This window comes from Clostridium sp. CTA-19, assembly GCF_054767855.1.
This window is the reverse complement of the sequence record NZ_BAAABH010000017.1, coordinates 48,432-71,575: the sequence shown is the minus strand read 5'-3', so window position 1 is coordinate 71,575 and position 23,144 is coordinate 48,432. Positions and strand designations below refer to the sequence as shown.

The following is a 23,144-nucleotide window of genomic DNA, read 5'->3' as shown; positions in this document are numbered from 1 at the left end:
TATTTCAAAAAATATGATATTGAAACTTTTAATTAGGTATTATATATAGTTGGTTACTGTTAACTATTTAAAATACCCTATTTTATTAGTGACAGTTATTAAATTTAAAGAAAATTACAGTAATATACTAAAATATGATATATCTTTTAGTATTTAATAACTGTCACCTTTTAGGGAGGGGTTATTTGTTAATTGGAGAAACAATTGGTTTACCATTTTGATCTAAGAGTGGAGTTATTCCACCTACGTATCCAGTCCAACTAAATAAATAATGAACTCCTGTTTCTTTGTCTACAAGTATTTTACAACCAGAGACATTATCTTCTTTATAAATGACTTCAAATCTTTTGTTATCGCTTTTATCTTTAAACATTTCAAATCCTCCTTAAATTTATATGTTTCGTGAAATATAGAATTAAATTCTCATTATATATAAATTTTTATATTAGAATAATGTTAAGTTAAACAAAAAGTGATAAGGAAAATAGATATAATAATGCTAAATTAGATTATAGAAATGTAAAAACAGGTAGTCTTTAATAGACTGCCTGTTATATTTAAAAAAGCTATAATTGATATTTATTCTATATAATAATTATACCATAAAAAGGAAATAAATAACAGTCTGTTAATTATGAAGTATTTGGAGTATATTTAGTTAATATTGTTAAAGGGGTGGTAAAATGAGTAATGCTGTAATTGAAAACTTAAAAAACCATAAATCTATCAGAAGCTTTTTAGATAAGAAAGTTGAAGATAACATCATTGAAGAAATTATTGATGCTGGTATAAGGGCGGCTACAGGTGGAAATTTACAATCTTATTCTTTTGTTGTTATTAATGATAAGAATAAACTTAATCAGTTAGGTGTTTATAATACTCCTTTGGTAATTATTGCATTAGCAGATCAATTTAGAACTAGCAAATGGTTTAAAGTAGATAAAGTAGTAGATAATTGTTGGGTGAATAGTTTGCAAGGTTTTTATATTGCTATTTGGGATGCATTAATTGCATTACAGAATATTGTTATAGCTGCTGAAAGTTTAGGACTTGGTGCATATTATTATGGAGATATAACCTCTATAAATGTAAAAAATGTTATTAATAATCCAGAATATACTTTTCCAGCAGGAATGATATGTTTAGGATATCCTAATAATAATGGAAAGCTTTCTGATAGGCTACCAAAGGAAGCTATTATTCATTATAATACTTATAAAGAGCCTACTGAGGAAGAAATTATAGAATGGTATAAAGAAAAAGAAACTCTGTTTTTAATGAAAAATAGTAAAGAAAATCTTGAAAGTTTTAAGTTGAAAAATATTTATAATCTAGGGCAAGCTTATGCATATAATAAATTTAAAAAAGATGAGCTTGACAAGCTAGAATATGGTATTAGACAAAACTTAAAAGAATCTAAGTTTGATTTATAATTAAATAAATTATTAAATAGTTTAGGAGGAGTTTTAAGAATATATATTGAAATATGTTTAAATATAATAGATATATTTATAAGATTAAAAAATAAATAACAAGGGATAAGGAGAAATTTGTTATGAGAAAGAAAATGTTTAGTTTAAAACCTTTTTCAAAGGATGATCAATATTTTGTAGAGAAGATGCTAGAGCATTCAAGAGTCAATAGAGAATATGAACTGGGTTACCCTAAGTGTGATAATATGAAAGAATTGTTAGCAGAAGTTGAAATGTATGAAAATACATTGGAAAAAAGTATATATATTATATTTTATGAAGATAAACCTATTGGGATAAGTGGTTACTTATATACTCCTAATGAAGGAGATGGATATATTATTGGTCCTATTGTGAATGAAGAATTTCACTTTAAAGAAGGTCTTAATATAATAATAAATCTGGTATTAGATAATAAAATGGAGATATTTAATACTCTAGAAGCGGTAGTATCCCATAAAAATGTTGTATTAGATCAATGCTACTCAGAATTGGGATGGAAGTATAGAAGAACGTCAAGAGAAATGCGTTATGATATTAATGGGGTTAAAAAAGAAGAATCTCAATGGAAAATAAATTCAATTGATAAAAGTAATAAAAAAATTATAGATGAAAGTTTTAAATTACTAGATAAAGCTTTTAGGTGGAATGGTAATAAGAAAAAAATGGAGGAACTTTTAAACAATGAATATAAATTAGCCTGTGTTTTAAATGAAAGAAATAAGGTTATTGGATTTGTTTGTTGGGCTTATTTAGAAGATATAAGTTTTTCAAGACTTGAATATGTAGTTGTAAATGAAAAATATAGAAAAAGAGGAATAGGACAGGCTTTAGTAAACTATGTAATAAATAGTTCAATTGATGATGGAGTTAAATGTGTTTACTTAAGTACAAACATTATTAATGAAGCAGTTAATATATATAAAGCGGTAGGGTTTTATGATACTGTAATTTCTAATATTTATAGAGAAAGGTAAATGTGTATAAGATTTTAAAATAAAATTATATATAAGTAATTAATAGGAGGTCAAAATTATTAGTGCAACTAAAATTAGTAAAACATTCAAAATAAAGCAGCATTGTGGTAAAGGTGTTATAGGTAATTTAATTAATCCACAATATACTGAAAAAGTTACAGTTGAAAATTTTAATGTTATTGCTAATGATTGTGAAATTATAGGTATTATAGGGTTAAATGGTGCAGGAAAAACAACTATTATAAAAATGCTGTGTGGTATTATGAAACCTGACAAAGGAACAATATTTATAACATGTAGAATAGCGTTGAATAAATATAATAATATAGATGTTTTTATAATAATTTTAGTTCCAATTATGTTAATGATAATATTTTTCTATGTGTTTAAAAATGGGGTTAAGAAATATGATGCGGTGAATATGTAGTAAGCATATATAATAAAAATAGAACATCTATTATATTAACAAAGTTCAGGAAAAACTAATAGCGTGTATATGCTATTAGTTTTTTTGTTATGAAAAAATCAATAAAAACAAACAAATAATAAAAATGTTTGTATATATATAGACAAAACTTAAATAAAACTATATTATATAAGTAATAGATAATATTGGAGGGGATAATATGGATAAAAGTAACAAAGAATTATTTTGGGATGCAACTATTGAAGAAGTGAAAAAAGGGTATGTAGAAAATGATGATAGTTATAAATGCATAATTTGTGAGGAAATATTTACAAAGGGAAGAATCTATGAAATAGAATCTTGTTTATATGATGCTAAAAAAACAACGGAAATGCATATAAAAGACAAGCATAGTTCTGTGATAGAATATTTATTAGGAATGAATAGTAGTTTTACTGGCATATCTGATGTTCAAAGAGAATTATTAATGTTGATGGCTGAAGGATTATGTGATAAAGAGATGGCATTAAAACTTGGTGTTGCGCAATCAACTGTTAGAAATCATCGTTATAAGTTAAGAGAAAAAGAAAAGCAAGCACGATTGTTTTTGGCTATTATGGATTTAATTTCAAAGGATACTAAGAGGAAAATAAATAAAGTAGATAAAGATATTCTGTGTGACCCTCATAAAACAGCAACTACTATAGACGATAGATATAATATAACTGATAAGGAAAGAAATACTATAATTAAAACGTACATGGATGAAACAGGTGCCATAAAAACATATCCATCAAAGGAAAAGAAAAAATAATAATATTAAAAGAAGTAGTTAAGAATTTTTCTAAAGGGAAAATTTATTCTGAAAAAGAAATAAATAGAATTTTAAAAAGAATATATGAGGATTATGCTTCTTTAAGAAGAGCATTAGTTGAGTATGGATTTATTGAACGTTCAAATGACTGTAGTGGTTATTGGGTTAAAGAATAACTTTTAAAATTAAAAATAACGTATATTTGAAAGCTAGTAATAGTAAAATTACTAGCTTTTATAATTTATAATCGTATATTCTTGTTAATATAAGTTATATATTGACTTATATTAATTTAAAAAGATTTCAACTATTTATAGAGTATTTTAAGTTTTTTCTATCTGAAATTTTAAGAAATATGATATTAGTTAATGGAACAAGGTATATATATAAAGCAAAGGGCATAAATCCTACACCGCTAACGTCCATAGTAGTAGTTGGAACAAATGCTGCTATATTCCAAGGTATAAGTGCAGATAATAAAACTGCTGTATTTTCTAAATCTATAGCTAATTTATATTTATCAATATTTTTGGTTTTATAGCTTTTATCCATAAGTTGATGTGTCAAAACAATAGCAATAGATTGATTACATCCAAAGGCTGCAGTGAAAATACTAGTAATAGTAGTATATATAAATAAACTACATCTTGTTTGAGCTTTAGTTAATATGACCTCAATATTTGATAACATATTTGTTTCATTAAATATACCTGCTAAAGCACAAGAAATAAAAACAACAAATGCTGCTTTACACATGGATATAATTCCTCCACCTTTGAATATATTTTGTAATGAGTTATGAGAATCTAAGTTAAATCCTAAAACTATAAATTTAAAAACTTGTACTAGTGTGTAATGTTGAAATATTATGGCAATGATACAGGCGGATAGAATACTAACAAGCATAGATATTTTAACGTTTACTTTAAATAAAGAAAAAATTAAAATTAGTATTGCTGGCAATAAAATAATCCAATTTATTGTAAAAGTATTTAGTATTTCTACATCCATATTACTTTGCGTAAGATTTAGTGGATGTTTTATTGAAAGGATTGTATAGAAAATTACACATAAAATAAATGGAAGTAATGATGTCTTGAACATATTTTTTACGTTTATAAAAAGGTTGGTTTCAGTTAAATTTGATATCAAATTTGCACTAGAAGACATAGGTGAACATCTATCACCAAAATAAGCCCCAGCAATAATTGCCCCAGCAACAATATTTATATTTGCATTTCCGTTTTTAGCCATTAACATTAATGCTACTCCTACAGTACTTACTGTACCAAAGCATGTACCTAAAAGAAAGGATACAATACAACTTATTAGAAAAGCATATAATATAAAAAAATTTAAATTCATATATTTTATAGCAAAATATATTATTGCAGGAACTGTTCCAGAAGCCATCCATATACCAGTTATACAACCTATTAATACAAATACATTTAAAACAACAATAGCTTTTTTTCCTCCAGCAATTGACATTTTAAAAATATCTTTTATCATAAATCCTTTTTTAAATGAAATGAAAGTAAAAATCAAAAATCCTAATAATAATGGAAATCCAACAAAGATTCCTTTATAAACAGAAAGAATTAGTATAAAAAATGTGAAAAGCATAGCTAAAATTATATCCATAAAATAAACGCCCCTTCATTGAAAATTAATATTTATATTTAGTAGAAAAATGTAATTTTATGACTAAAAGTAGTACAATTATAATTAAGATTATGGTAACACGAATTATAATGTGAGACAAATGAATTTTTTCTATAAGTATAATCAGTTAAAAGTATAGGTTATTTTAAAAAAATTATATAATTTTAAAATATATTATGTTTTTGCATAGTATATTTTTTATGATTAAATATATAAGAAAGAAGAATTTTATAAAAAAATTTATAATAAAATATTTTATATTAAAGAAGTTTTATAGGATGAGGTGTATAGTAATGAACTTTTTAAATAAGTATATAAAAAAATACTGGAAACTTTTTTGTGTTGCAATAATTTGTTTAACATTGGAAGCTGCCTGTGATCTTATGCAACCAACTATAATGTCTAAAATAATCGATATAGGAGTTAAAAATAAGCAAATGGATTTTATTTTAAAAATGACTATACTAATGCTTGGAATTACTGGATTAGGGGCATTATCAGCAGTAAGTCGTAATATTATATCAAGTACTGTATCTCAAAAGTTTGGTGCAGAGCTTAGATATGATCTTTTTAAAAAAGTTCAAAGTCTTTCTTTTGTAACTTTAGATAAATATGATAGAGCTTCTTTGGTTACAAGGCTTAGTAATGATGTTACTCAAGTTCAGAATTTTGTTAATGGGCTTATGCGAGTTTTTGTAAAAGCACCTCTTTTATGTATAGGTAGTATTATTATGGCTATAAACCTTAATCCTAGTATGTCCTTAACATTTATAGTAGTTATACCTATTGTATCAATAATTATATATATGAATATGAAAATAGGTTATCCATTTTATGTAAGAATTCAAAAATCTTTAGATAAAGTAAATTCTGTAATAAGAGAATATTTAGCAGGGGTTAGGGTTGTTAAAGCTTTTAATAGATTTAACTATGAAACAGAACGTTTTCAAAAATCTAATGAGAAATTGGCAAACATATCAACTAAGGCAATGGGCATAATGTCAATATTTTCACCAGGTATTACACTTACTGTTAATTTAGGAATAGTAGCAATTATTTGGATAGGTGGAATTAGAGTAAATAAAGGCAATATGGAAGTGGGACAAATAATTGCATTTATAAACTATATGACACAAATATTATTTTCATTAATGATGATATCTTTTGTATTTACTATGTTAGTTAAAGCAAAAGCTTCAGCAGGGCGTATAGGAGAAATATTTCAAGAAGAAAGTGATATGAATGTAAAAAAACAACAACCTTATAATAATTTATTAAAGGGAAAAATAGATTTCGAAAATGTAAGTTTTTCTTATTCTAATGATTTAAAGGAACCTGTTCTTAAAAATATAAGTTTTTCTTGTGTGTCAGGAGAAACTATTGGGATTATAGGATCTACAGGCTCGGGAAAGAGTACTATTGTTAATTTGATTGAAGGTTTTTATAAGGTTAATTCAGGGAATATAAAAATAAATAATATTGATATTAAAGATATAGATTTAAAAATGCTTAGAGAAAAAGTAGCTATAGTACCTCAAAATATAATTCTTTTTTCAGGATCAATAATAGATAATATAAGATGGGGAAAGGAAAATTCTAGATATGATGAAGTTGAAAAAGCTGCTGTAGTGGCAGAGGCTCATGAATTTATTAAGAATTTACCAGAAGGCTATGATACAATTCTTGGACAAGGAGGAATAAATTTATCTGGTGGACAAAAACAACGTATTTCTATTGCTAGAGCATTGATTAAAAGACCAGAAATTCTTATATTAGATGACTGTACAAGTGCAGTAGATGTAGTTACTGAAGGAAAAATACGTGAAGCTATAAAAAATTATTCTACAAATCTTACATCTATAGTAATTGCTCAGCGTATTACTTCAGTTATGGATGCTGATAAGATAATAGTAATTGATAATGGAAGTGTGGTTGGTATTGGGCAGCATGTAGAACTTATGAGAAGCTGCAAGGTTTATAAAGAGATATTTTTATCTCAGGTTGGTAAGGAGCTGGTATAGTATGAAAAGTGATAAATATAAAGATACATCAATTCAAATACAAAAAAGCCCTTCAATTAGACCAGGTGGTTTTGGTGGAAGAAAAAGACATATAGGTCCAGTTATAAAGCCAAAAGATTTTAAAAAGACTATTTCAAGATTGTGGAGATATTTTAAAGAAGAAGAAAAACTATTAGTATTAGTATTTATTTTTATAATAATTACTTCATTAATATCATTAGCAGTACCTTATCTAATCGGTCGTTCAATAGATATTATGTCCTTTGGAAATGGTTTAGTAAATTTTAAAATGTTGGAAATAATAGTAATTGTATTAATTTGTTCATATATTGTTGATGGAATATTGAATTTCTTACAAGGATATTTTATAGCAGGTATATCTCAAAAAATTGTAAAAAACTTAAGGAATGATCTTTTTAAAAAGCTTCAAAAGTTACCGATATCATTTTTTGACACTAATAGTAATGGAGACATTATGAGTAGGCTTTCTAATGATATTGACAATGTAAGTACTACTATTTCACAATCTACAATTCAATTAATGTCAGGAGTAATTTCTATAGTAGGTTCTTTAATAATGATGTTAACTTTAAGTACATGGCTTACATTAGCGAGTATTATAACTATACCACTAGTTTTTTTACTTACGAAAACTATTGCTAAAAGAACAAAATTTTTATTTAAAGAGCAACAAGTAGAACTTGGTAAGCTTAATGGAATGATTGAAGAATCTATATCAGGAATTTTTGTAGTTAAGGCCTTTAACTATGAAGAAAAGGTTGTTGAAGAGTTTTATAGTATAAACAATAAACTTTGTAATGTAGGTATAAAAGCTCAAATCTTATCAGGATTTATTATGCCACTTATGAACGTAATTAATAATATAGGGTTTGCTGTAGTTGCTGGTGTTGGTGGCATTCTTGCAGTTAGAAATATGATTACAGTGGGAATAATTGCAAGTTTTTTAAGTTATTCTCGACAATTTACAAGACCATTAAATGATTTGGCAAATATTTTTAATACATTACAATCTGCTGTAGCTGGGGCAGAAAGGGTATTTGAAGTTTTGGATGAAAATGAAGAGGATAAAGATAGGTTAAATGCAAGAGAAATTAGTAATTTAAAAGGAAATGTAATTTTTGAAAATGTTTCTTTTGGATATAGAGAAGATGTACTAATACTTAAAAATGTAAGTTTTCATATTAAGGCAGGAAGCAACATTGCATTAGTAGGGCCAACAGGAGCTGGAAAAACTACAATCGTAAATTTATTAGCAAGATTTTATGATGTATCAAAGGGGAAAATTCTAATAGATGGTGTTGATATAAGAGATTATAAAAGAGATAATTTAAGAAAATGCTTTGGTATAGTATTACAAGATACATATCTTTTTTCTGGTACAATAATGGAAAATATAAGATATGGAAGGCTAGAAGCAACAGATGAAGAAGTAGAGAAAGCTGTAATCATGGCAAATGCAGATGTATTTATTAGACGTATGCAAAAAGGTTATGAAACAGTTCTTTTAGATGGTGGAAGCAACTTAAGCCAGGGACAAAGGCAACTGTTATCTATAGCAAGAGCGATTTTATCTGACCCAGATATATTAATTTTAGATGAGGCTACAAGCAGTGTTGATACCCGTACGGAGCTAAATATACAAGAGGCAATGTTAAAACTTATGAAAGGAAGAACTAGTTTTATAATTGCACATAGGCTTAGTACTATTAGAGATGCAGATACTATAATGGTAGTAGATGATGGACAAATAAAAGAAAAAGGAAATCATAATGAACTTATTGATAAAAAAGGAGTTTATTATGATATGTATTCTAAGCAATTAAAGAAAGAAGATAAAATATAATATATTTTTTACTATAAGTTAATTTTGAAATATAAAATTTAACTGACACTCCATTGGTTAACTTATAGGTATGAATTATACTAAAGTCGTAAGGTCTTACAAATTTTATATATGGAGTGATGATTAATGAATAAATTATCAATAGGGGAAGTTATTTATAATCTAAGAAAAGAAAAAGGAATTACTCAAGACCAATTAGGAACCTTTATAGGAGTATCTACAGCAGCAGTATCAAAATGGAAAAGTGGTATTTCATACCCAGATATAACAATACTACCTGTTATTGCAACATTTTTTAATATTTCTATGGATGAACTATTTAATTTTAAAATTAAACTTTCTGATAAAGAAGTAATGAATATATTTAAAGAATGCGAAGCCTTATTTAGTAAAGGTAATATAAAAAGTGCTATAGAAAAAAGTAAGGAATATGTTTTAAAATATCCTATAAGTTATGATTTAAAACTAAAAATAGGTGCATTATTTAATATGTATTCGTGGAAAAGTAATGATGAAGAAAAATCTATGAGCATGATATGGTATGCTATTAAATTATTTGAGGATATAGCTAAAAATTGTAATGATATAGATTTAATTGAACAATCTTTATTTCAATTAGGAGCTGCTTATTCTATAGTTGGAGAAGAGGATAAGGCTATAGATGCATTAGAAAAAATAAAAAAAAGTCAATTAGATACTGACATTGTATTATCAAGTATATATATTAGGAAAAAGGAATTTAAGAAAGCTAGGGAATTGCTTCAAAGTAATTTATTCAAGGATATAAATAATATAACTATGATATGTATGGGGTTAGCTAATTCATATTATAATGAGAGTAAAAGTAAAGATAGATTAAAGATAATGGAAAGATATTATAATTTGTCTATAGATCTAAAAAGAATGATTTTGCCTAAAGAAAATTCTATATTAGGATTACATATAGAATATTTAAATCTTGCAGAGGTATATTTAAATTTTAAAGAGGATAAAAAAGCTATAAAAATGCTTTATGAAATGGTTGAAGATATAAAATACAATGATATAAATAATATGAAAAAATTTAGTAACTTTTGGTGTTTTAATGAAATGAAAACTAGTGAAAGAACTATAACAATGAATTTATACGAAAATATTTTCAAGATTTTTGAACATAAAGAATTTGATTTGATTAGAGAAAGTAATGATTTTAAAAATATAGTTAAAGAATTAAAAGTATTAGAGGAAAAATCTTTAAAAGAATTTAGATAACTTATAAAAAATATAATATATATTTTAATGTTTAATTAGATACTTTTAAAGAAATAATTTTATTAATGGAGTAAAAAAGAATAAATTATGCTAAAATATCAAAACCTAAATTAAAATAAACTAATTTAGGAGAGAGTGATATTATGCTTGGAATTCCAATGATTGAATGGGTTGGATATGCAGCATCATTATTTATTGCTATATCATTACTTATGACATCTATTATTAAACTTAGAATATTTAATACAATTGGTTGTATATTGTTTGTTGTTTATGGTTTTGTGATAAGGGCATATCCAGTTATAGTTACAAATGGTGCTATAATCTTAATAAACTTTTGGAATTTATATAGAATTTATTTAGATAATAAAGATTTAGAATAAAAAACAGATTTAAAGATAATAATTTAAGTTTTTATATGATTATTTTAATATTAAAAAATTCAAATATATTAAAAAAACATTAAGAATGAAAAGAACAATATAGCAAATTATCTAAATTAATAATTTGCTATATTGTTCTTATTATATTTTGAATGGATTTATAGGGTTCCAAGTTGACTCTTAAAGTTAAGAGATATTTATATTTGTTACACCACTAATTCTATCATGCAAAAGTAATGGATCTTTTTTTATAATATGACTAATTAAATGTAAAAAAACAAAAACATTTAATAATATTTGAACACCTAATATTATAATTAAAAACTCATAGTATTCTAAATTATAAAGGTAATTATTTGCATCATTTAATATATAGGATAAAAGAAAATATCCATATAGTAGTATACTATACCTTTGTAAAATCTCAGAAAATTTTAATTTAGTACTATTACCCTTTAATTGCATTTTCAATAAATATTTACCTACAGTAAATCCGTTTGTAAAATAAGGTATTAAAATGAAGTACAAAAAAGTTAGTATTATGAATGTAAAAATATTATGTTCATCAAAAAATAAAAAACATATATTCCAATCAATAAAAAATGCAATTAATCGCCTTGGATAAGTAGAATATTTGCCAATATTAAAATTTTTAGATTTAATAATATTTATATCAGGTAGCATATATTTAAATAAAGGAGTAATAAAATAACCAACTATTCCACCTAAAGTATTTATTATAAGATCATCTACATCAAAGACCCTATAGGGATATTTGTAAATCCCATAAATCCCAGTTAACTGAGTAATTTCAAAGAAGAGAGATACTAAAAAAGTTATAATTAATGTTTGTTTAAAACTTTTTTTAAAATAATATCTAAGATAAATGCCTAAAGGTAATATAAGTAAAAGGTTAAAGAACACTTGCATAAAGGCTGGTTCCGAAAAAATATATAAATATGTATTGGGATTACTAAAACTAAATTTAGTTTCTAATAAAAAATCTTTTAAAAATGTAAAAGGGATTAATTGAATGTTTCTACCACTAATAAAAACTGGTTTATCTATATCAGGTAACGGTAATAAGGTCATAAAAAAGGCTGTAAGTATATAAAAAATAAAAGTGTAAAATATAAAAATTTTAAATTTATTATTAACACCATATTTTCTATAATTATATATAGCATAAGGTATACAAATAGCAGCAGCTAAAAAAGGAAATAATATCACTGCTACTTTAATAGGAATCCAATAAAGTTCCAACACAATTCCTCCTCTAATATGTAATAATTTGGTAAAATATTGTCTTGAAAATAATTATATATAAATATTTTATGTATTAAAATTATATTTATAATTATTTTTGAAAAAATTTAAAAAAGATTATAAATCAATTATATTTCAATTATAAAACTGTATGTAACTATAAAATTTATTAGTATATATGTCAAATGAAAATGTAATAAATGATACAAAATAGCATAACGATGAAATTGCTGTCGAGAAATGAAAAATAAAAACGAACAAAAATTATGTGAATATTCAATTAATTATGTTACAATGTAGTTAAATTTATTAATAATAAAAAGGGGGATAAGTTATGTCAGAAAATAAAGATAAACAAATTATGTGGTATACATTAGCGTTTATGGCATTTTCAACGGTGTGGGGATTTGGAAATGTTATTAATGGGTTTTCTGAATATGGTGGACTTAAAGCAATTATATCTTGGATTCTAATTTTTGGAATTTATTTCGTCCCTTATGCTTTAATGGTAGGTGAGTTAGGTTCTGCTTTTAAAGATTGTGGTGGTGGTGTTAGCTCTTGGATTTATGAAACTATAGGTCCAAAACTTGCTTACTATGCAGGTTGGACATATTGGGTAGTTCATATGCCGTATATTTCACAAAAACCATCAGGATTTGTAATTGCTACAAGTTGGGCAATTTTTCAAGATAACAGAGTAAGTAGTATGAAACCAGAGATTTTACAATTAAGTTGTTTAGTAATATTTATAATTGGTATGTATATTGCATCAAAGGGATTAAATATACTAAAGAAATTAGCAGCATTTGCAGGAACATCTATGTTTATAATGTCAATTTTATTTATTCTTTTAATGACAGCTGCTCCAGCTATTACAGATGCTAAATTATATTCTATAGATTGGTCATTAAAAACATTTATGCCAACTTTCGATGCAAAATTTTTTACTAGTCTTTCTATTTTAGTTTTTGCTGTTGGTGGATGTGAAAAAATTTCACCATATGTAAATAAAATGAAGAATCCTGAAACAGGATTTTCAAAAGGGATGATTTCACTTGCGATTATGGTTGCTGTATGTGCAATTTTAGGTACTGTTTCACTTGGAATGATGTTTGATTCAAATAATGTTCCTAAAGATTTAATGACTAATGGTGCATATTATGCATTTCAAAAATTAGGTCAGTATTATCATTTAGGAAATTTATTTGTAATTATATATGCAATTACTAACATGATTGGGCAATTTGCAGTTTTAATATTATCAATAGACGCACCATTACGTATGCTTCTTGATGGTGCAGATAGAAGATTTATTCCAGAAGCAATGTTTAAACAAAATAAAAATGGAGCTTACACCAATGGACATAAGCTTATTTTTGTTATTGTATCCATATTGATTATAGTTCCTATTTTTGGAATTGAAAATGTAGATGTATTAGTTAAATGGTTAGTTAAATTAAATGCTGTATGCATGCCACTTCGTTATTTGTGGGTATTTGCAGCATATATAGCTCTTAAAAAAGCTGGGGAAAAATTCAATCCACAATATAAATTTGTGAAAAATAGAATAGTAGGTATTATATTTGGTGCATGGTGCTTTGCATTTACTGCTTTTGCATGTATTGGAGGAATGTATTCTGAAGATAAATTTCAATTAGTATTAAATATTGTTACACCATTTGTATTAATAGGATTAGGATTAATAATGCCTATTTTAGCTAAAAATAATGAGAGCATAGATAAAGATACTGTTGCATAAAATATAGGAAGTTTTAAGACGTAAAATAAAAAAATAATACAAGGTAGGTTCTATAAATATATATTATAGAACCTATTTTAAATTTAGAAGTTTGAAAAATATAATAAAATGTTAGCACTCACTATTGATAAGTGCTAACAAAAGTGGTATATTAAAAATTAAGTAATGAAAGGAGATGTTTATTTTGGAAACAAAACAATTTAAGGCAGAGTCTAAAAGACTTTTAGATATTATGATAAATTCAATTTATACTCATAGAGAAATTTTTTTAAGAGAATTAATTTCTAATTCAAGTGATGCTATTGATAAAATTTATTATAAGGCATTAACTGATGATTCATTAACTTTTGAGAAAGATAATTATTATATAAATATAATTCCTGTTAAAGAAAGTAGAACTTTAAAAATCTGTGATACTGGTATAGGTATGACAAAAGATGAATTAGAAAATAACTTAGGTGTTATAGCTAAAAGTGGTTCATTACAATTTAAAAAAGAAAATGAAGTTGAAGATGGCCATGATATAATAGGTCAATTTGGAGTTGGATTTTATTCAGCATTCTTAGTTGCAAAGGAAGTTACCGTTATAAGTAAAGCATTTGGAAGTGATAAAGCTTATAAATGGCAGTCTAAAGGGGCTGACGGTTATATAATTGAGCCTTGCGAAAAAGATTCAATTGGTACAGAAATTGTACTAAATATTAAAGATAATACAGAAGATGAAAATTTTGATGAATATTTGGATGAATATAGATTAAAATCAATAATTAAAAGATACTCTGATTTTATAAGATACCCAATAAAAATGGATGTAACTAAGAGCAAACTTAAAGAGGGTAGTGAAAGTGAATATGAAGAGTATAATGAAGAAGAAGTTGTAAATAGCATGGTTCCTATTTGGAGAAAAAACAAAAGAGAACTTAAGGATGAAGATTATGATAACTTTTATGTTGAAAAACATTTTGGATTTGATAAGCCACTAAAACATATTCATATAAGTGTTGATGGTATGGTAAGTTACAATTCAATTTTATATATACCAGAAAAAGCACCATTTGATTTTTACACTAAGGATTATGAAAAAGGTTTAGAACTATATTCAAGCGGCGTAATGATAATGGAGAAATGTGCAGATTTACTTCCAGATTATTTTAGTTTTGTTAAAGGAATAGTAGATTCAGAGGATTTTTCCCTTAACATATCAAGAGAAATTTTACAACATGATAGACAATTAAAACTTATAGCTAAGAACATAAAAACTAAGATAAAAAATGAATTAGAAGGTCTATTAAAAAATGAAAGAGAAAAATATGAAGAATTTTATAAATCGTTTGGATCACAATTAAAATATGGTGTATATAGTGATTTTGGTGCAAATAAAGATGTATTACAAGATTTATTAATGTTCTATTCATCTAAAGAGAAGAAACTGGTTACCTTAGATGAATATGTTTCTAGAATGAAAGAAGAACAAAAATATATTTATTATGCATCAGGAGAATCGTATGAAAGAATAGAAAAACTTCCTCAAACAGAATTATTGTTAGATAAAGGATATGAAATATTATATTTTATAGATGATGTAGATGAATTTGCTATAAAAATGCTTGCAAATTATAAAGAAAAGGAATTTAAATCAGTATCAAGTAGTGATTTAGGAATAGATACTGAAGAAAATGAAATGAAAACAAGTGATGAAGATAATAAATTATTTGAAAGCATGAAAGAATTATTAAAAGATAAGGTTAAAGAAGTTAAGGCATCTAAAAAATTAAAAAAACATCCTGTATGCTTATCTAATGAAGGGGAACTTTCAATAGAAATGGAAAAAGTATTAAATGCTATGCCAAATAATCCAAGCTTAAAGGCAGATAAAGTATTAGAAATAAATATAAACCATGAAGTCTTTGATGCGTTAAAGGATGCACATGAAAAAGATGAAGAAAAGTTTAAACTATATACCGATTTATTATATAATCAAGCTTTACTTATAGAAGGGTTATCAATAGGTGATCCAGTAGAATTTACAAATAATATATGTAAAATAATGAAATAAGAAATAGTAAGATAGGACTATATAGAAGTTGCAGTTATACAACTTCTATATGGTCCTATTTAGGCTAGATTAAAGAATAGCTAATTTCTAGATAAGGGTTATTTAGATAACTAAAATATATTAATCCTTTACCTAATTCATAAGTTCTAGTTTCTGTATAATACTTTCCATCTTCAAAGCTAAGAGCTTTTATAACAGTTTTAGTTGTGAAAGAAGTATCATTTTCTTCTGTTATTGTGGTTATAGCTTCATATTCAACTCCGTCTATAATTGTCTTTTGGGTCCATGAATTATTTTTTTTAATTTGACCTTTTAAAACTACAAAGTCTTTAATAAAAGAATGTAATGTATCTTTATTTTTAGAAATATAATCATTATTATTAATAGATTCTATAACCATATCATTAGTAACTTTATATTTTGCCGTAAAAGTTCTTTTTCCTCTAATATCTTGACCATAACCATCATTCATAAGTCCATCATAAGTGTATATTGTATAGTCATTTAAGGATTCAATATTATTAAAAGTTATTTTATGTCCTGTTTCAGCAGAACCAGTATAGGTTATAGGAGTATTTTTAGTATAAAAATATTGTTTATAATCATCTAAATATGAATGTTTATTACTAGTATAATTACTTGTATTAGATGAAGATATAGAGGAATTATTATTTATATTGTTTGAAGGGTTATTACTTATATTACAACCAACAAGTAAAATGCTAAATATACATATAAGTGAAACTAAAGATTTTTTATTTTTCAAATTAATCACATCCTTTATTTTATAATTTCACTTTTATAGAAAAATATACAAAGTGTTTTTAATTTGTTTTGTATATAATATGTGGAAATTAAAATTAAGGAATACAAGTTAAAAATTTATTCTTATATGTAATAATATTGAAAAAAGTGAAATAGTTTGTTTACAAGTAAAATAAAGTATTATATAATAATTTTGGGAATGATGAAGTATAATTTATATGTGGGCACTTGGATTATATGGAGTTAGTAGTGCAACCGACCTAATTAAATATTTTAAAATTAGGAGTGTTGGATATGCAGAAAAAGCAATTAAAAATTTTAACATCAGTAGTATTAGGAACATCTATAATTTTTGGTGGAATGGTTTCTACAGCTTCTGCTGTTGAAAAAAATACATCACAATATGGTGTAATAAATGAAAATAGTGAAATAAGTATTTGGAATTGTCAAGAAGGACTTAATCAAAATCAAAAGAGTCCTTATGAAAAAGAAAGTATTGTTGTACAAGGTTCAAAAATTTATAAATGCAAAAGATTTCACTATCCTCAATCAGGTTGGAAACCTTCTGATTCACCAATGTTTTGGAAAACAGTAGGAAAAATTCCAGAGTGGAATGCCCAAGAGGAATTAACACAAGAAAATAAAAGTCCATATGAAAAAGGTGATATTGTTATGTACAATTCTCAGGTATATAAATGTAAAAGATTCCATTATGCTCAACCAGGTTGGAATCCTTGTGAGGGACCAATGTTCTGGGAATTAATTAAATAAAGATATTAAATTATATATTGTATGAAAATAAGCCTACTAAGTCTAAATTCTTAGTAGGTTTTAAGTTTTCTTTAATATTTTTATATATTAGTTTCTTTATAAGATTCTTTGTTCATTTTCCATTTAAAAATAAGTTTATTAGGATCTTTTTTTAATAAGGTTTGAAAATTTTCACAGTATCCAACAAAAGCTGTACTACAATTTTTAGAAATATAGTCTATAGTCTCATCAATAACGTTATCGCCTTTAACCAAATCGACTTTATATGTATTTTTATCGGAAAAAACCAAAACTAAACTAGTTGTTTTACCAACAGGAATAAACATACAAGCCTTTTTCTTTATAGTTTGTTTATATATCCAAACCAATTCTTTAAGTGGAAGAGCTAATACAATCTTTTGAGTATATACAATTATATAATTTTCTGTTATGGTTATAGGCCCATTTTTATAGGATATAGGTAAGCTATACTCATAATCTATTTGTTTATATACGTTTTCAATATTTTCCATAGAGAAATCTTTAAGACTTTTTAAGGCAATAGAATTTTTCCTTACACCAATCATATATAAAAATATAGTATATACAAAACAAAGACAAGAAATCATAAGGAAAAAAGAAGCTTCAATAATAGGACTTTCATATTGCAAGTATTGAAGGTATGGCTTTAAATCCATTCCATTAGACAATTCAGTATTATTTTTAATAGCGTCACGTAAAATTACTAAATCATTGTCATTAAGTTCAAACAAATGGCCTTTTAATATAAAAGGACCTTCCTTTTTATTGATAAGATTATTATATTCTTTCTTTGGCAAAGCTACTGTTAATACAAAAGGATCTAATTTTATTGCAACTAAGTGTGATTTAATGCTTTCAGAGATGGGTATACCTAGTTTACTAGTAGTTTCTTTTAGTGTAACATCTAAATCATAAAGTTTATCAGCAGAAATTTTTAAATAAAGATCATTATTAAGGGCTTCTTTATAATCTTCAATAGTAGTAACTTCAAAGGCATTATTTTTGTTATTATAATATGTATACATTCCAAAACATGCAACAATAAATGCAAGAACTATCATAGCTATTAAAGATATAATTTTAGGTGTTCTTTTCTTTTTATAAGTTTTAATAAAACTTGAATTTTTCAATTATAAAACACTCCTTTATAGTTAATTTTAAATTTAATTTACATTTTGTATAATCGTTTAAAAAATATAAAAATTAACAAAAAATTATCTTTTAACACTATTATGTAGCATGAATGTATTGTATAATATTAAAAATGTTTTAGAAAATAAAATTTAAATATTTAATTTATAATAAAATATAAGAATATAGAGAGGTATTTATGGGGGATAAAAATACAGAGATTAAAAAAGATATAACTGACTTATTTGACAGAGTATCATCGGTTTTTGATGATAATGGACCGAGGTTTTTTAAATACTTTGGAGAAGAATTGGTTAAATTCGCAGATATAAAGTATGGAGAAAAAGTATTAGATGTTGCTTCGGGAAAAGGAGCATCACTTTTTTTATCAGCAAAGAAGGTTGGGGAAAAGGGAAATGTTATAGGTATAGATATATCTAAAGGTATGGTTGATAAAACAAATTTAGAAATAAAGCATAAATGCATAGAAAATGCACAATCAATAGTTATGGATGCTGAAAATTTGGATTTTGCAAGCGAGTATTTTAATCATGTATTATGTGGTTTTGGAGTTTTCTTTTTTCCAGATTATAAAATTGCATTTAAGGAATTTATGAGAGTTTTAAAACACGGTGGTAAATTCTCATTTACTACGTTTTTAAGAAAAAAAGATGAGAACTTTATATGGTTAGATGAATTAGTGGAAGAATATTTACCAGAATACGAAGAGGATTGTGGATATGAAGAAACTGTTGAATTTGACACAGAAGAAGGATTATATAAAATCTTAAAAGAATCTAATTTCAAAAATATAAAAATCGAGAAAGAAGAAAAAATTTTTATATACAAAGATGAGCAGGAATGGTGGGATAAACTTTATACCCATGGATATGTGACCATATTAGATGCTATACCGTTAGATAAGATAGAAGAATTTAAATTAAAAGTTTTTGAAAAGCTTAAAGTACTTAAAAAAGAAAATGGTATAGAAAATAGTATGTATGTTTTATATGCTAAAGGTGAAAAATAAATTTAATAATATATATTGACAAAATAAAAATAAAAGAGTAATATAAATAAAAATAAATATTCAGAAATCTTTGAAGGGAAGAGTAGATATTAACTTAGTATTTAAAGCGAGTAGAGGATGGTGTAAGCTCTATAAGAAAAGTAATATTGAATGACATCCTGGAGATTCTTATTTGAAAAATTGTAGTAGAATAAGACGGGTTCCTACGTTAAAAGGATTAGAGATAACTAAGTTAAATTTAATTTTGTTAGATTAGGATGGCACCGTGAATAAAGCTTTCACTCCTATTATGGAGTGAAAGCTTTTTATATTTATTAGAGGTTATTCTAGTATATTTCAATGAATTTGAGCTCAATTTATTGAAGTTGATCTAATGAATTTAAACCAATATAGTTAAAAAAGGGTGGTACCGCGAAATTTTTGCCCCTTAAGTTTTAAACTTAAGGGGTTAATTTTATTTAAGGAGGAAAATTTATGAACAGAATTATGATAAATGAATTAAAAAATAATATGAATGAAAAAGTTATGATAAAAGGTTGGATCCACAGAATAAGAAAGTTAAAATCAATTACATTTATTATATTAAGAGATAGAACAGGAATGGTACAATGCGTTTTGAACAATAAGGAGATTGATATTAGTTTGATGAAATTAGAATCAGTAATATCAATAATTGGTATAGTTAACAATAGCAATAATAAGCTTAATAATTTTGAAGTGCTAGTAGAAAAGTTAGAAATAATAAATGATTTTATAGGTGAAATGCCGATTGAAATTAATAAAGATGAATTAGAGGTAAACTTAGATACTATGTTAAATAATAGAGTATTGAGTTTACGACATGAGAAAATAAATTCTATATTTAAAATACAGAATATTATAGTTCAAGGTTTTAGAGAGTTTTTAACTAAAGAAGGATTTACAGAGATTTTCACACCTAAAATTGTTGCTGAAGGAGCTGAAGGAGGGACGGATATGTTTGAAGTAAAATATTTTGAAAATAAAGCATATCTAGCACAAAGTCCTCAATTTTATAAGCAGATGATGATAGGGGCAGGTTTTGAAAGAGTTTTTGAGGTAGGCCATGTTTATAGAGCAGAACAACATAACACTAATAGGCATTTAAATGAGTATGTTAGCATGGACTTTGAAATGGGATTTATTGAAAATGAAGAAGAAATCATGGATATGGAAGAAAATCTATTAAGGTTTATATTAAATAAAATTGATAATGATGGCAAAATGTATTTAAAGAAAGTAAATGGAAATTTACCTGTAATTGAAAATAATATACCAAGAATTAAGTTTAGTAAAGCTTTAGAAATATTAGAAATAGAATATAACAAAAAAGATTTAGATGGAGATTTAGACCCAGAAGGAGAAAAGCTAATTTGTAAATATGCTAAAGAAAAATTAGGTTGTGATTTTATATTTTTAACTCATTATCCAAGAAAAAAAAGGCCAATGTATACACTGCCTTATAATGAAGAAGAAACTAGAAGTTTTGATTTATTATTTAGAGGAATTGAAATTACCACTGGAGGACAAAGAATTCACAATTATGAAATGTTAATTAAAAATATAGAATATAAAGAATTAAATAAAGAAAACTATGAAAACTATACATCTGTATTTAAATATGGAATGCCTCCACATGGTGGTCTTGCTATAGGTCTTGAAAGAATAACAAGTAAATTACTAGGACTTGATAATGTTAGAGAAGCATCTCTTATACCAAGGGATAGAACAAGGTTATTACCATAATAAAATATATAATTTAAAATATTCATAAAATATTGACAATTAATTTAGGATTGTGTATAATATTTCCAAGTAGTGAGTGTATCTAAGTCCAAACGAGCGGTACAGGGAGAATATCCTACACGTAGGTAAAACTCTACGGAGTCACTTTAATGTGATTTCGTAGAGTTTTTCTTTACAAATAATGGAATAAAAATATGCAAATTTTAAATTCAGCTTATATATTGTAATTTAAATCTTAATTTAAATAAAAAAATATAGGATGTGATAATATGAATTTTATGATAAGACCAGTAAAAATAGAAGATGCAACATTTATAAATGAAATAAGACGTCAAGATGGTGTTCGTGAAAATACAATGGGGATTATTAGTGAAAGAATTTCAAGGATGGAAGGAATTATAAATAATCTTAGTGATAATGATCATATGATAGTTGCAGAAATTCAAGAGGATGATGTTTTAAAAGTAGTAGGGGTAGCCAATTTATCTGTTAATAAATCTAATAGAGTAAGACATTCTGCTAGTATTGGAATTATGATAAGAAGAGAATACCAGGGAAAAGGTATTGGAAGAACTTTAATGGAGAATTTAATTGACTTAGCAGATAATTGGCTTATGCTAGTTAGGGCAGAATTAGGAGTATTTACTGATAATGAGAAAGCTATAAATCTTTATAAATCATTAGGTTTTGAAATTGAGGGAAAAAGAAAATACGCAGTCATAAAAAATGGTAAATATGAAGATGAATATATAATGGCTAGATATAATTTATAATAATATAAAATAAGTTTTTAAATTATTAATTTTAAAAAAGGTAAAAATACTAAACTTGAAGAATACACTTATTAATAAGGAATCTTAATGTTAATTTTGAGAATTCGAATTATAGGGGGTGGCAATATGTTTATTTCATTCAACAAAGAGGATAACGTTTTAAATGAAAAACCATTTTTAGGTGATGAGGTTCAATTTAATATATTTCATAAAATTATAGAAGGTAAAGAAGTTCTATCATTAAAAACAGAAAGTGGTAATGCAATAGCTATGCATAACCCTGGTTACGAAATGTGGGTATGGGTTAACAAAGAAATTGAAGCAAATGAATTTGGAGATATAATAAAAGAATTATGTAGTATTTTAGATGATAATGATATATCAGGAATATCCGGTAATCCAGATGTAGTAAAGAAAATAGCTGATGCATATTTAAATCATTTTAATGTAAGTTATAAAGAATATATGGAAATGAATGCTTATGAATGTAATAGGGTTGTATCCTTAGACAATACAAAAGGTAAAATGATTAAGGCAGAATTAAAGCATAAGGATATAGTTGCAGAATATTGCCATGGATTTAAAAAAAGTATGAATGGTGATGATATGGAAAAAGAGGTTCAACTTTGTGAGGCAGAAAAATTAATAAATTCAGGAAATTTATATTTATGGGAAGTAGAAGATAAGGTTGTATCAATGGCAAATATAGCACATAAATCACAAAGACACTGCCGAATAAATAATGTGTATACTAAAATAGAAGAAAGAAAAAAGGGATATGGTACGTCGCTAGTTGCCAATGTAAGCTTAAAGCTATTAGAAGAGGGAATTACCCCAATGTTATATTCTGAAGTGGAAAATATAGCAGCAAATAAAATCTATAGAAATATTGGATATGAACATTGTGGAAAAATTAACACTATAATGTTTATTTATTAGATGGATTTTAGGGGGA

At 25.5% G+C, this 23,144-nt stretch carries 19 protein-coding genes, 1 pseudogene, 1 riboswitch and 1 other annotated feature; of the genes and pseudogenes, 15 read left to right on the top strand and 5 right to left on the bottom strand.

Annotated features, from left to right (window positions below):
- Positions 1 to 181: 181 nt before the first annotated feature.
- The gene (locus ACYUE0_RS11020) at positions 182 to 373 is read right to left on the bottom strand and encodes a DUF6440 family protein (protein WP_216450987.1); all 192 of its coding nucleotides are present in this window, start codon (positions 371 to 373) and stop codon (positions 182 to 184) included.
- Between the two features lie 310 nt (positions 374 to 683).
- Here ACYUE0_RS11020 and ACYUE0_RS11015 point away from each other — a divergent pair, with 310 nt between their 5' ends.
- The 4 genes and pseudogenes from ACYUE0_RS11015 to ACYUE0_RS11000 all read left to right on the top strand — a co-directional run bounded on the left by ACYUE0_RS11015 (position 684) and on the right by ACYUE0_RS11000 (position 3,845).
- Complete coding sequence (locus ACYUE0_RS11015; RefSeq protein ID WP_216450988.1) at positions 684 to 1,433, top strand: nitroreductase family protein; 750 nt, start codon at positions 684 to 686, stop codon at positions 1,431 to 1,433.
- A 122-nt stretch (positions 1,434 to 1,555) separates the two neighbouring features.
- Positions 1,556 to 2,449, top strand: coding sequence for a GNAT family N-acetyltransferase (locus tag ACYUE0_RS11010; protein WP_460270560.1), 894 nt, complete (start codon positions 1,556 to 1,558; stop codon positions 2,447 to 2,449).
- A 55-nt stretch (positions 2,450 to 2,504) separates the two neighbouring features.
- Entirely contained in the window at positions 2,505 to 2,876 is a 372-nt protein-coding gene (locus tag ACYUE0_RS11005; protein WP_460270579.1) for an ATP-binding cassette domain-containing protein, read from the top strand.
- Between the two features lie 199 nt (positions 2,877 to 3,075).
- A pseudogene (locus tag ACYUE0_RS11000) lies at positions 3,076 to 3,845 on the top strand (DUF2087 domain-containing protein).
- Positions 3,846 to 3,972: 127 nt separating this feature from the next.
- Here ACYUE0_RS11000 and ACYUE0_RS10995 read toward each other — a convergent pair.
- Positions 3,973 to 5,313 (bottom strand): Na+/H+ antiporter NhaC family protein, encoded by a 1,341-nt coding sequence (locus tag ACYUE0_RS10995; protein ID WP_460270559.1) that lies wholly within the window; start codon positions 5,311 to 5,313, stop codon positions 3,973 to 3,975.
- 314 nt (positions 5,314 to 5,627) lie between these two features.
- On the opposite strand from ACYUE0_RS10995, the gene ACYUE0_RS10990 reads away from it, so the two are divergent.
- From ACYUE0_RS10990 to ACYUE0_RS10975, 4 genes are all read left to right on the top strand, one after another.
- Positions 5,628 to 7,355, top strand: a complete 1,728-nt coding sequence (locus ACYUE0_RS10990) for an ABC transporter ATP-binding protein (RefSeq protein ID WP_460270558.1) — start codon at positions 5,628 to 5,630, stop codon at positions 7,353 to 7,355.
- Between the two features lies 1 nt (position 7,356).
- Positions 7,357 to 9,219, top strand: a complete 1,863-nt coding sequence (locus tag ACYUE0_RS10985; RefSeq protein WP_460270557.1) for an ABC transporter ATP-binding protein — start codon at positions 7,357 to 7,359, stop codon at positions 9,217 to 9,219.
- A 126-nt stretch (positions 9,220 to 9,345) separates the two neighbouring features.
- Positions 9,346 to 10,470 (top strand): helix-turn-helix domain-containing protein, encoded by a 1,125-nt coding sequence (locus ACYUE0_RS10980; RefSeq protein WP_460270556.1) that lies wholly within the window; start codon positions 9,346 to 9,348, stop codon positions 10,468 to 10,470.
- A 143-nt stretch (positions 10,471 to 10,613) separates the two neighbouring features.
- Positions 10,614 to 10,853 (top strand): YgjV family protein, encoded by a 240-nt coding sequence (locus tag ACYUE0_RS10975; RefSeq protein WP_199870220.1) that lies wholly within the window; start codon positions 10,614 to 10,616, stop codon positions 10,851 to 10,853.
- A gap of 186 nt (positions 10,854 to 11,039) precedes the next feature.
- Here the strand turns inward: ACYUE0_RS10975 and ACYUE0_RS10970 are convergent, their stop codons facing one another.
- The gene (locus tag ACYUE0_RS10970) at positions 11,040 to 12,116 is read right to left on the bottom strand and encodes a VanZ family protein (protein WP_460270555.1); all 1,077 of its coding nucleotides are present in this window, start codon (positions 12,114 to 12,116) and stop codon (positions 11,040 to 11,042) included.
- A gap of 337 nt (positions 12,117 to 12,453) precedes the next feature.
- Between ACYUE0_RS10970 and ACYUE0_RS10965 the strand changes: the two genes are divergently transcribed.
- Both ACYUE0_RS10965 and htpG read left to right on the top strand, forming a co-directional pair.
- A complete protein-coding gene (locus ACYUE0_RS10965) occupies positions 12,454 to 13,878 on the top strand; it encodes an APC family permease (RefSeq protein ID WP_061994389.1) in 1,425 nt (474 codons plus the stop codon).
- A gap of 184 nt (positions 13,879 to 14,062) precedes the next feature.
- Complete coding sequence (gene htpG, locus ACYUE0_RS10960; protein WP_460270554.1) at positions 14,063 to 15,934, top strand: molecular chaperone HtpG; 1,872 nt, start codon at positions 14,063 to 14,065, stop codon at positions 15,932 to 15,934.
- A gap of 64 nt (positions 15,935 to 15,998) precedes the next feature.
- Here the strand turns inward: htpG and ACYUE0_RS10955 are convergent, their stop codons facing one another.
- Positions 15,999 to 16,700: a hypothetical protein gene (locus ACYUE0_RS10955; protein ID WP_460270553.1), complete on the bottom strand. Its 702-nt coding sequence runs from the start codon at positions 16,698 to 16,700 to the stop codon at positions 15,999 to 16,001.
- Positions 16,701 to 16,885: 185 nt separating this feature from the next.
- Positions 16,886 to 16,969: riboswitch (cyclic di-GMP riboswitch) on the top strand.
- Between the two features lie 24 nt (positions 16,970 to 16,993).
- On the opposite strand from ACYUE0_RS10955, the gene ACYUE0_RS10950 reads away from it, so the two are divergent.
- Positions 16,994 to 17,470 (top strand): carbohydrate-binding protein, encoded by a 477-nt coding sequence (locus ACYUE0_RS10950; protein WP_061994391.1) that lies wholly within the window; start codon positions 16,994 to 16,996, stop codon positions 17,468 to 17,470.
- Positions 17,471 to 17,550: 80 nt separating this feature from the next.
- Here ACYUE0_RS10950 and ACYUE0_RS10945 read toward each other — a convergent pair whose 3' ends face one another.
- Positions 17,551 to 18,621, bottom strand: coding sequence for a hypothetical protein (locus tag ACYUE0_RS10945; RefSeq protein WP_460270551.1), 1,071 nt, complete (start codon positions 18,619 to 18,621; stop codon positions 17,551 to 17,553).
- Positions 18,622 to 18,821: 200 nt separating this feature from the next.
- Here ACYUE0_RS10945 and ACYUE0_RS10940 point away from each other — a divergent pair, with 200 nt between their 5' ends.
- The 4 genes from ACYUE0_RS10940 (at position 18,822) to ACYUE0_RS10925 (ending at position 23,128) form a co-directional block, all read left to right on the top strand.
- The gene (locus tag ACYUE0_RS10940; protein ID WP_061994393.1) at positions 18,822 to 19,652 is read left to right on the top strand and encodes a class I SAM-dependent methyltransferase; all 831 of its coding nucleotides are present in this window, start codon (positions 18,822 to 18,824) and stop codon (positions 19,650 to 19,652) included.
- A gap of 61 nt (positions 19,653 to 19,713) precedes the next feature.
- Positions 19,714 to 19,941: a binding site (T-box leader), on the top strand.
- 185 nt (positions 19,942 to 20,126) lie between these two features.
- Positions 20,127 to 21,416: an aspartate--tRNA(Asn) ligase gene (gene aspS, locus ACYUE0_RS10935; protein ID WP_460270550.1), complete on the top strand. Its 1,290-nt coding sequence runs from the start codon at positions 20,127 to 20,129 to the stop codon at positions 21,414 to 21,416.
- 269 nt (positions 21,417 to 21,685) lie between these two features.
- Positions 21,686 to 22,189, top strand: a complete 504-nt coding sequence (locus ACYUE0_RS10930; RefSeq protein WP_460270549.1) for a GNAT family N-acetyltransferase — start codon at positions 21,686 to 21,688, stop codon at positions 22,187 to 22,189.
- Between the two features lie 126 nt (positions 22,190 to 22,315).
- On the top strand, positions 22,316 to 23,128 hold the full coding sequence (locus ACYUE0_RS10925) for a GNAT family N-acetyltransferase (RefSeq protein ID WP_061994396.1): 813 nt from the start codon (positions 22,316 to 22,318) through the stop codon (positions 23,126 to 23,128).
- Positions 23,129 to 23,144 lie beyond the last annotated feature (16 nt).

What these genes read in the sequence shown, in the direction of transcription:
- ACYUE0_RS11020 (WP_216450987.1), bottom strand. Translation starts at nt 373, where the DNA reads ATGTTTAAAGATAAAAGCGATAACAAAAGATTTGAAGTCATTTATAAA.
- ACYUE0_RS11015 (WP_216450988.1), top strand. Translation starts at nt 684, where the DNA reads ATGAGTAATGCTGTAATTGAAAACTTAAAAAACCATAAATCTATCAGA.
- ACYUE0_RS11010 (WP_460270560.1), top strand. Translation starts at nt 1,556, where the DNA reads ATGAGAAAGAAAATGTTTAGTTTAAAACCTTTTTCAAAGGATGATCAA.
- ACYUE0_RS10995 (WP_460270559.1), bottom strand. Translation starts at nt 5,313, where the DNA reads ATGGATATAATTTTAGCTATGCTTTTCACATTTTTTATACTAATTCTT.
- ACYUE0_RS10990 (WP_460270558.1), top strand. Translation starts at nt 5,628, where the DNA reads ATGAACTTTTTAAATAAGTATATAAAAAAATACTGGAAACTTTTTTGT.
- ACYUE0_RS10985 (WP_460270557.1), top strand. Translation starts at nt 7,357, where the DNA reads ATGAAAAGTGATAAATATAAAGATACATCAATTCAAATACAAAAAAGC.
- ACYUE0_RS10980 (WP_460270556.1), top strand. Translation starts at nt 9,346, where the DNA reads ATGAATAAATTATCAATAGGGGAAGTTATTTATAATCTAAGAAAAGAA.
- ACYUE0_RS10975 (WP_199870220.1), top strand. Translation starts at nt 10,614, where the DNA reads ATGCTTGGAATTCCAATGATTGAATGGGTTGGATATGCAGCATCATTA.
- ACYUE0_RS10965 (WP_061994389.1), top strand. Translation starts at nt 12,454, where the DNA reads ATGTCAGAAAATAAAGATAAACAAATTATGTGGTATACATTAGCGTTT.
- ACYUE0_RS10950 (WP_061994391.1), top strand. Translation starts at nt 16,994, where the DNA reads ATGCAGAAAAAGCAATTAAAAATTTTAACATCAGTAGTATTAGGAACA.
- ACYUE0_RS10940 (WP_061994393.1), top strand. Translation starts at nt 18,822, where the DNA reads ATGGGGGATAAAAATACAGAGATTAAAAAAGATATAACTGACTTATTT.
- aspS (WP_460270550.1), top strand. Translation starts at nt 20,127, where the DNA reads ATGAACAGAATTATGATAAATGAATTAAAAAATAATATGAATGAAAAA.
- ACYUE0_RS10930 (WP_460270549.1), top strand. Translation starts at nt 21,686, where the DNA reads ATGAATTTTATGATAAGACCAGTAAAAATAGAAGATGCAACATTTATA.
- ACYUE0_RS10925 (WP_061994396.1), top strand. Translation starts at nt 22,316, where the DNA reads ATGTTTATTTCATTCAACAAAGAGGATAACGTTTTAAATGAAAAACCA.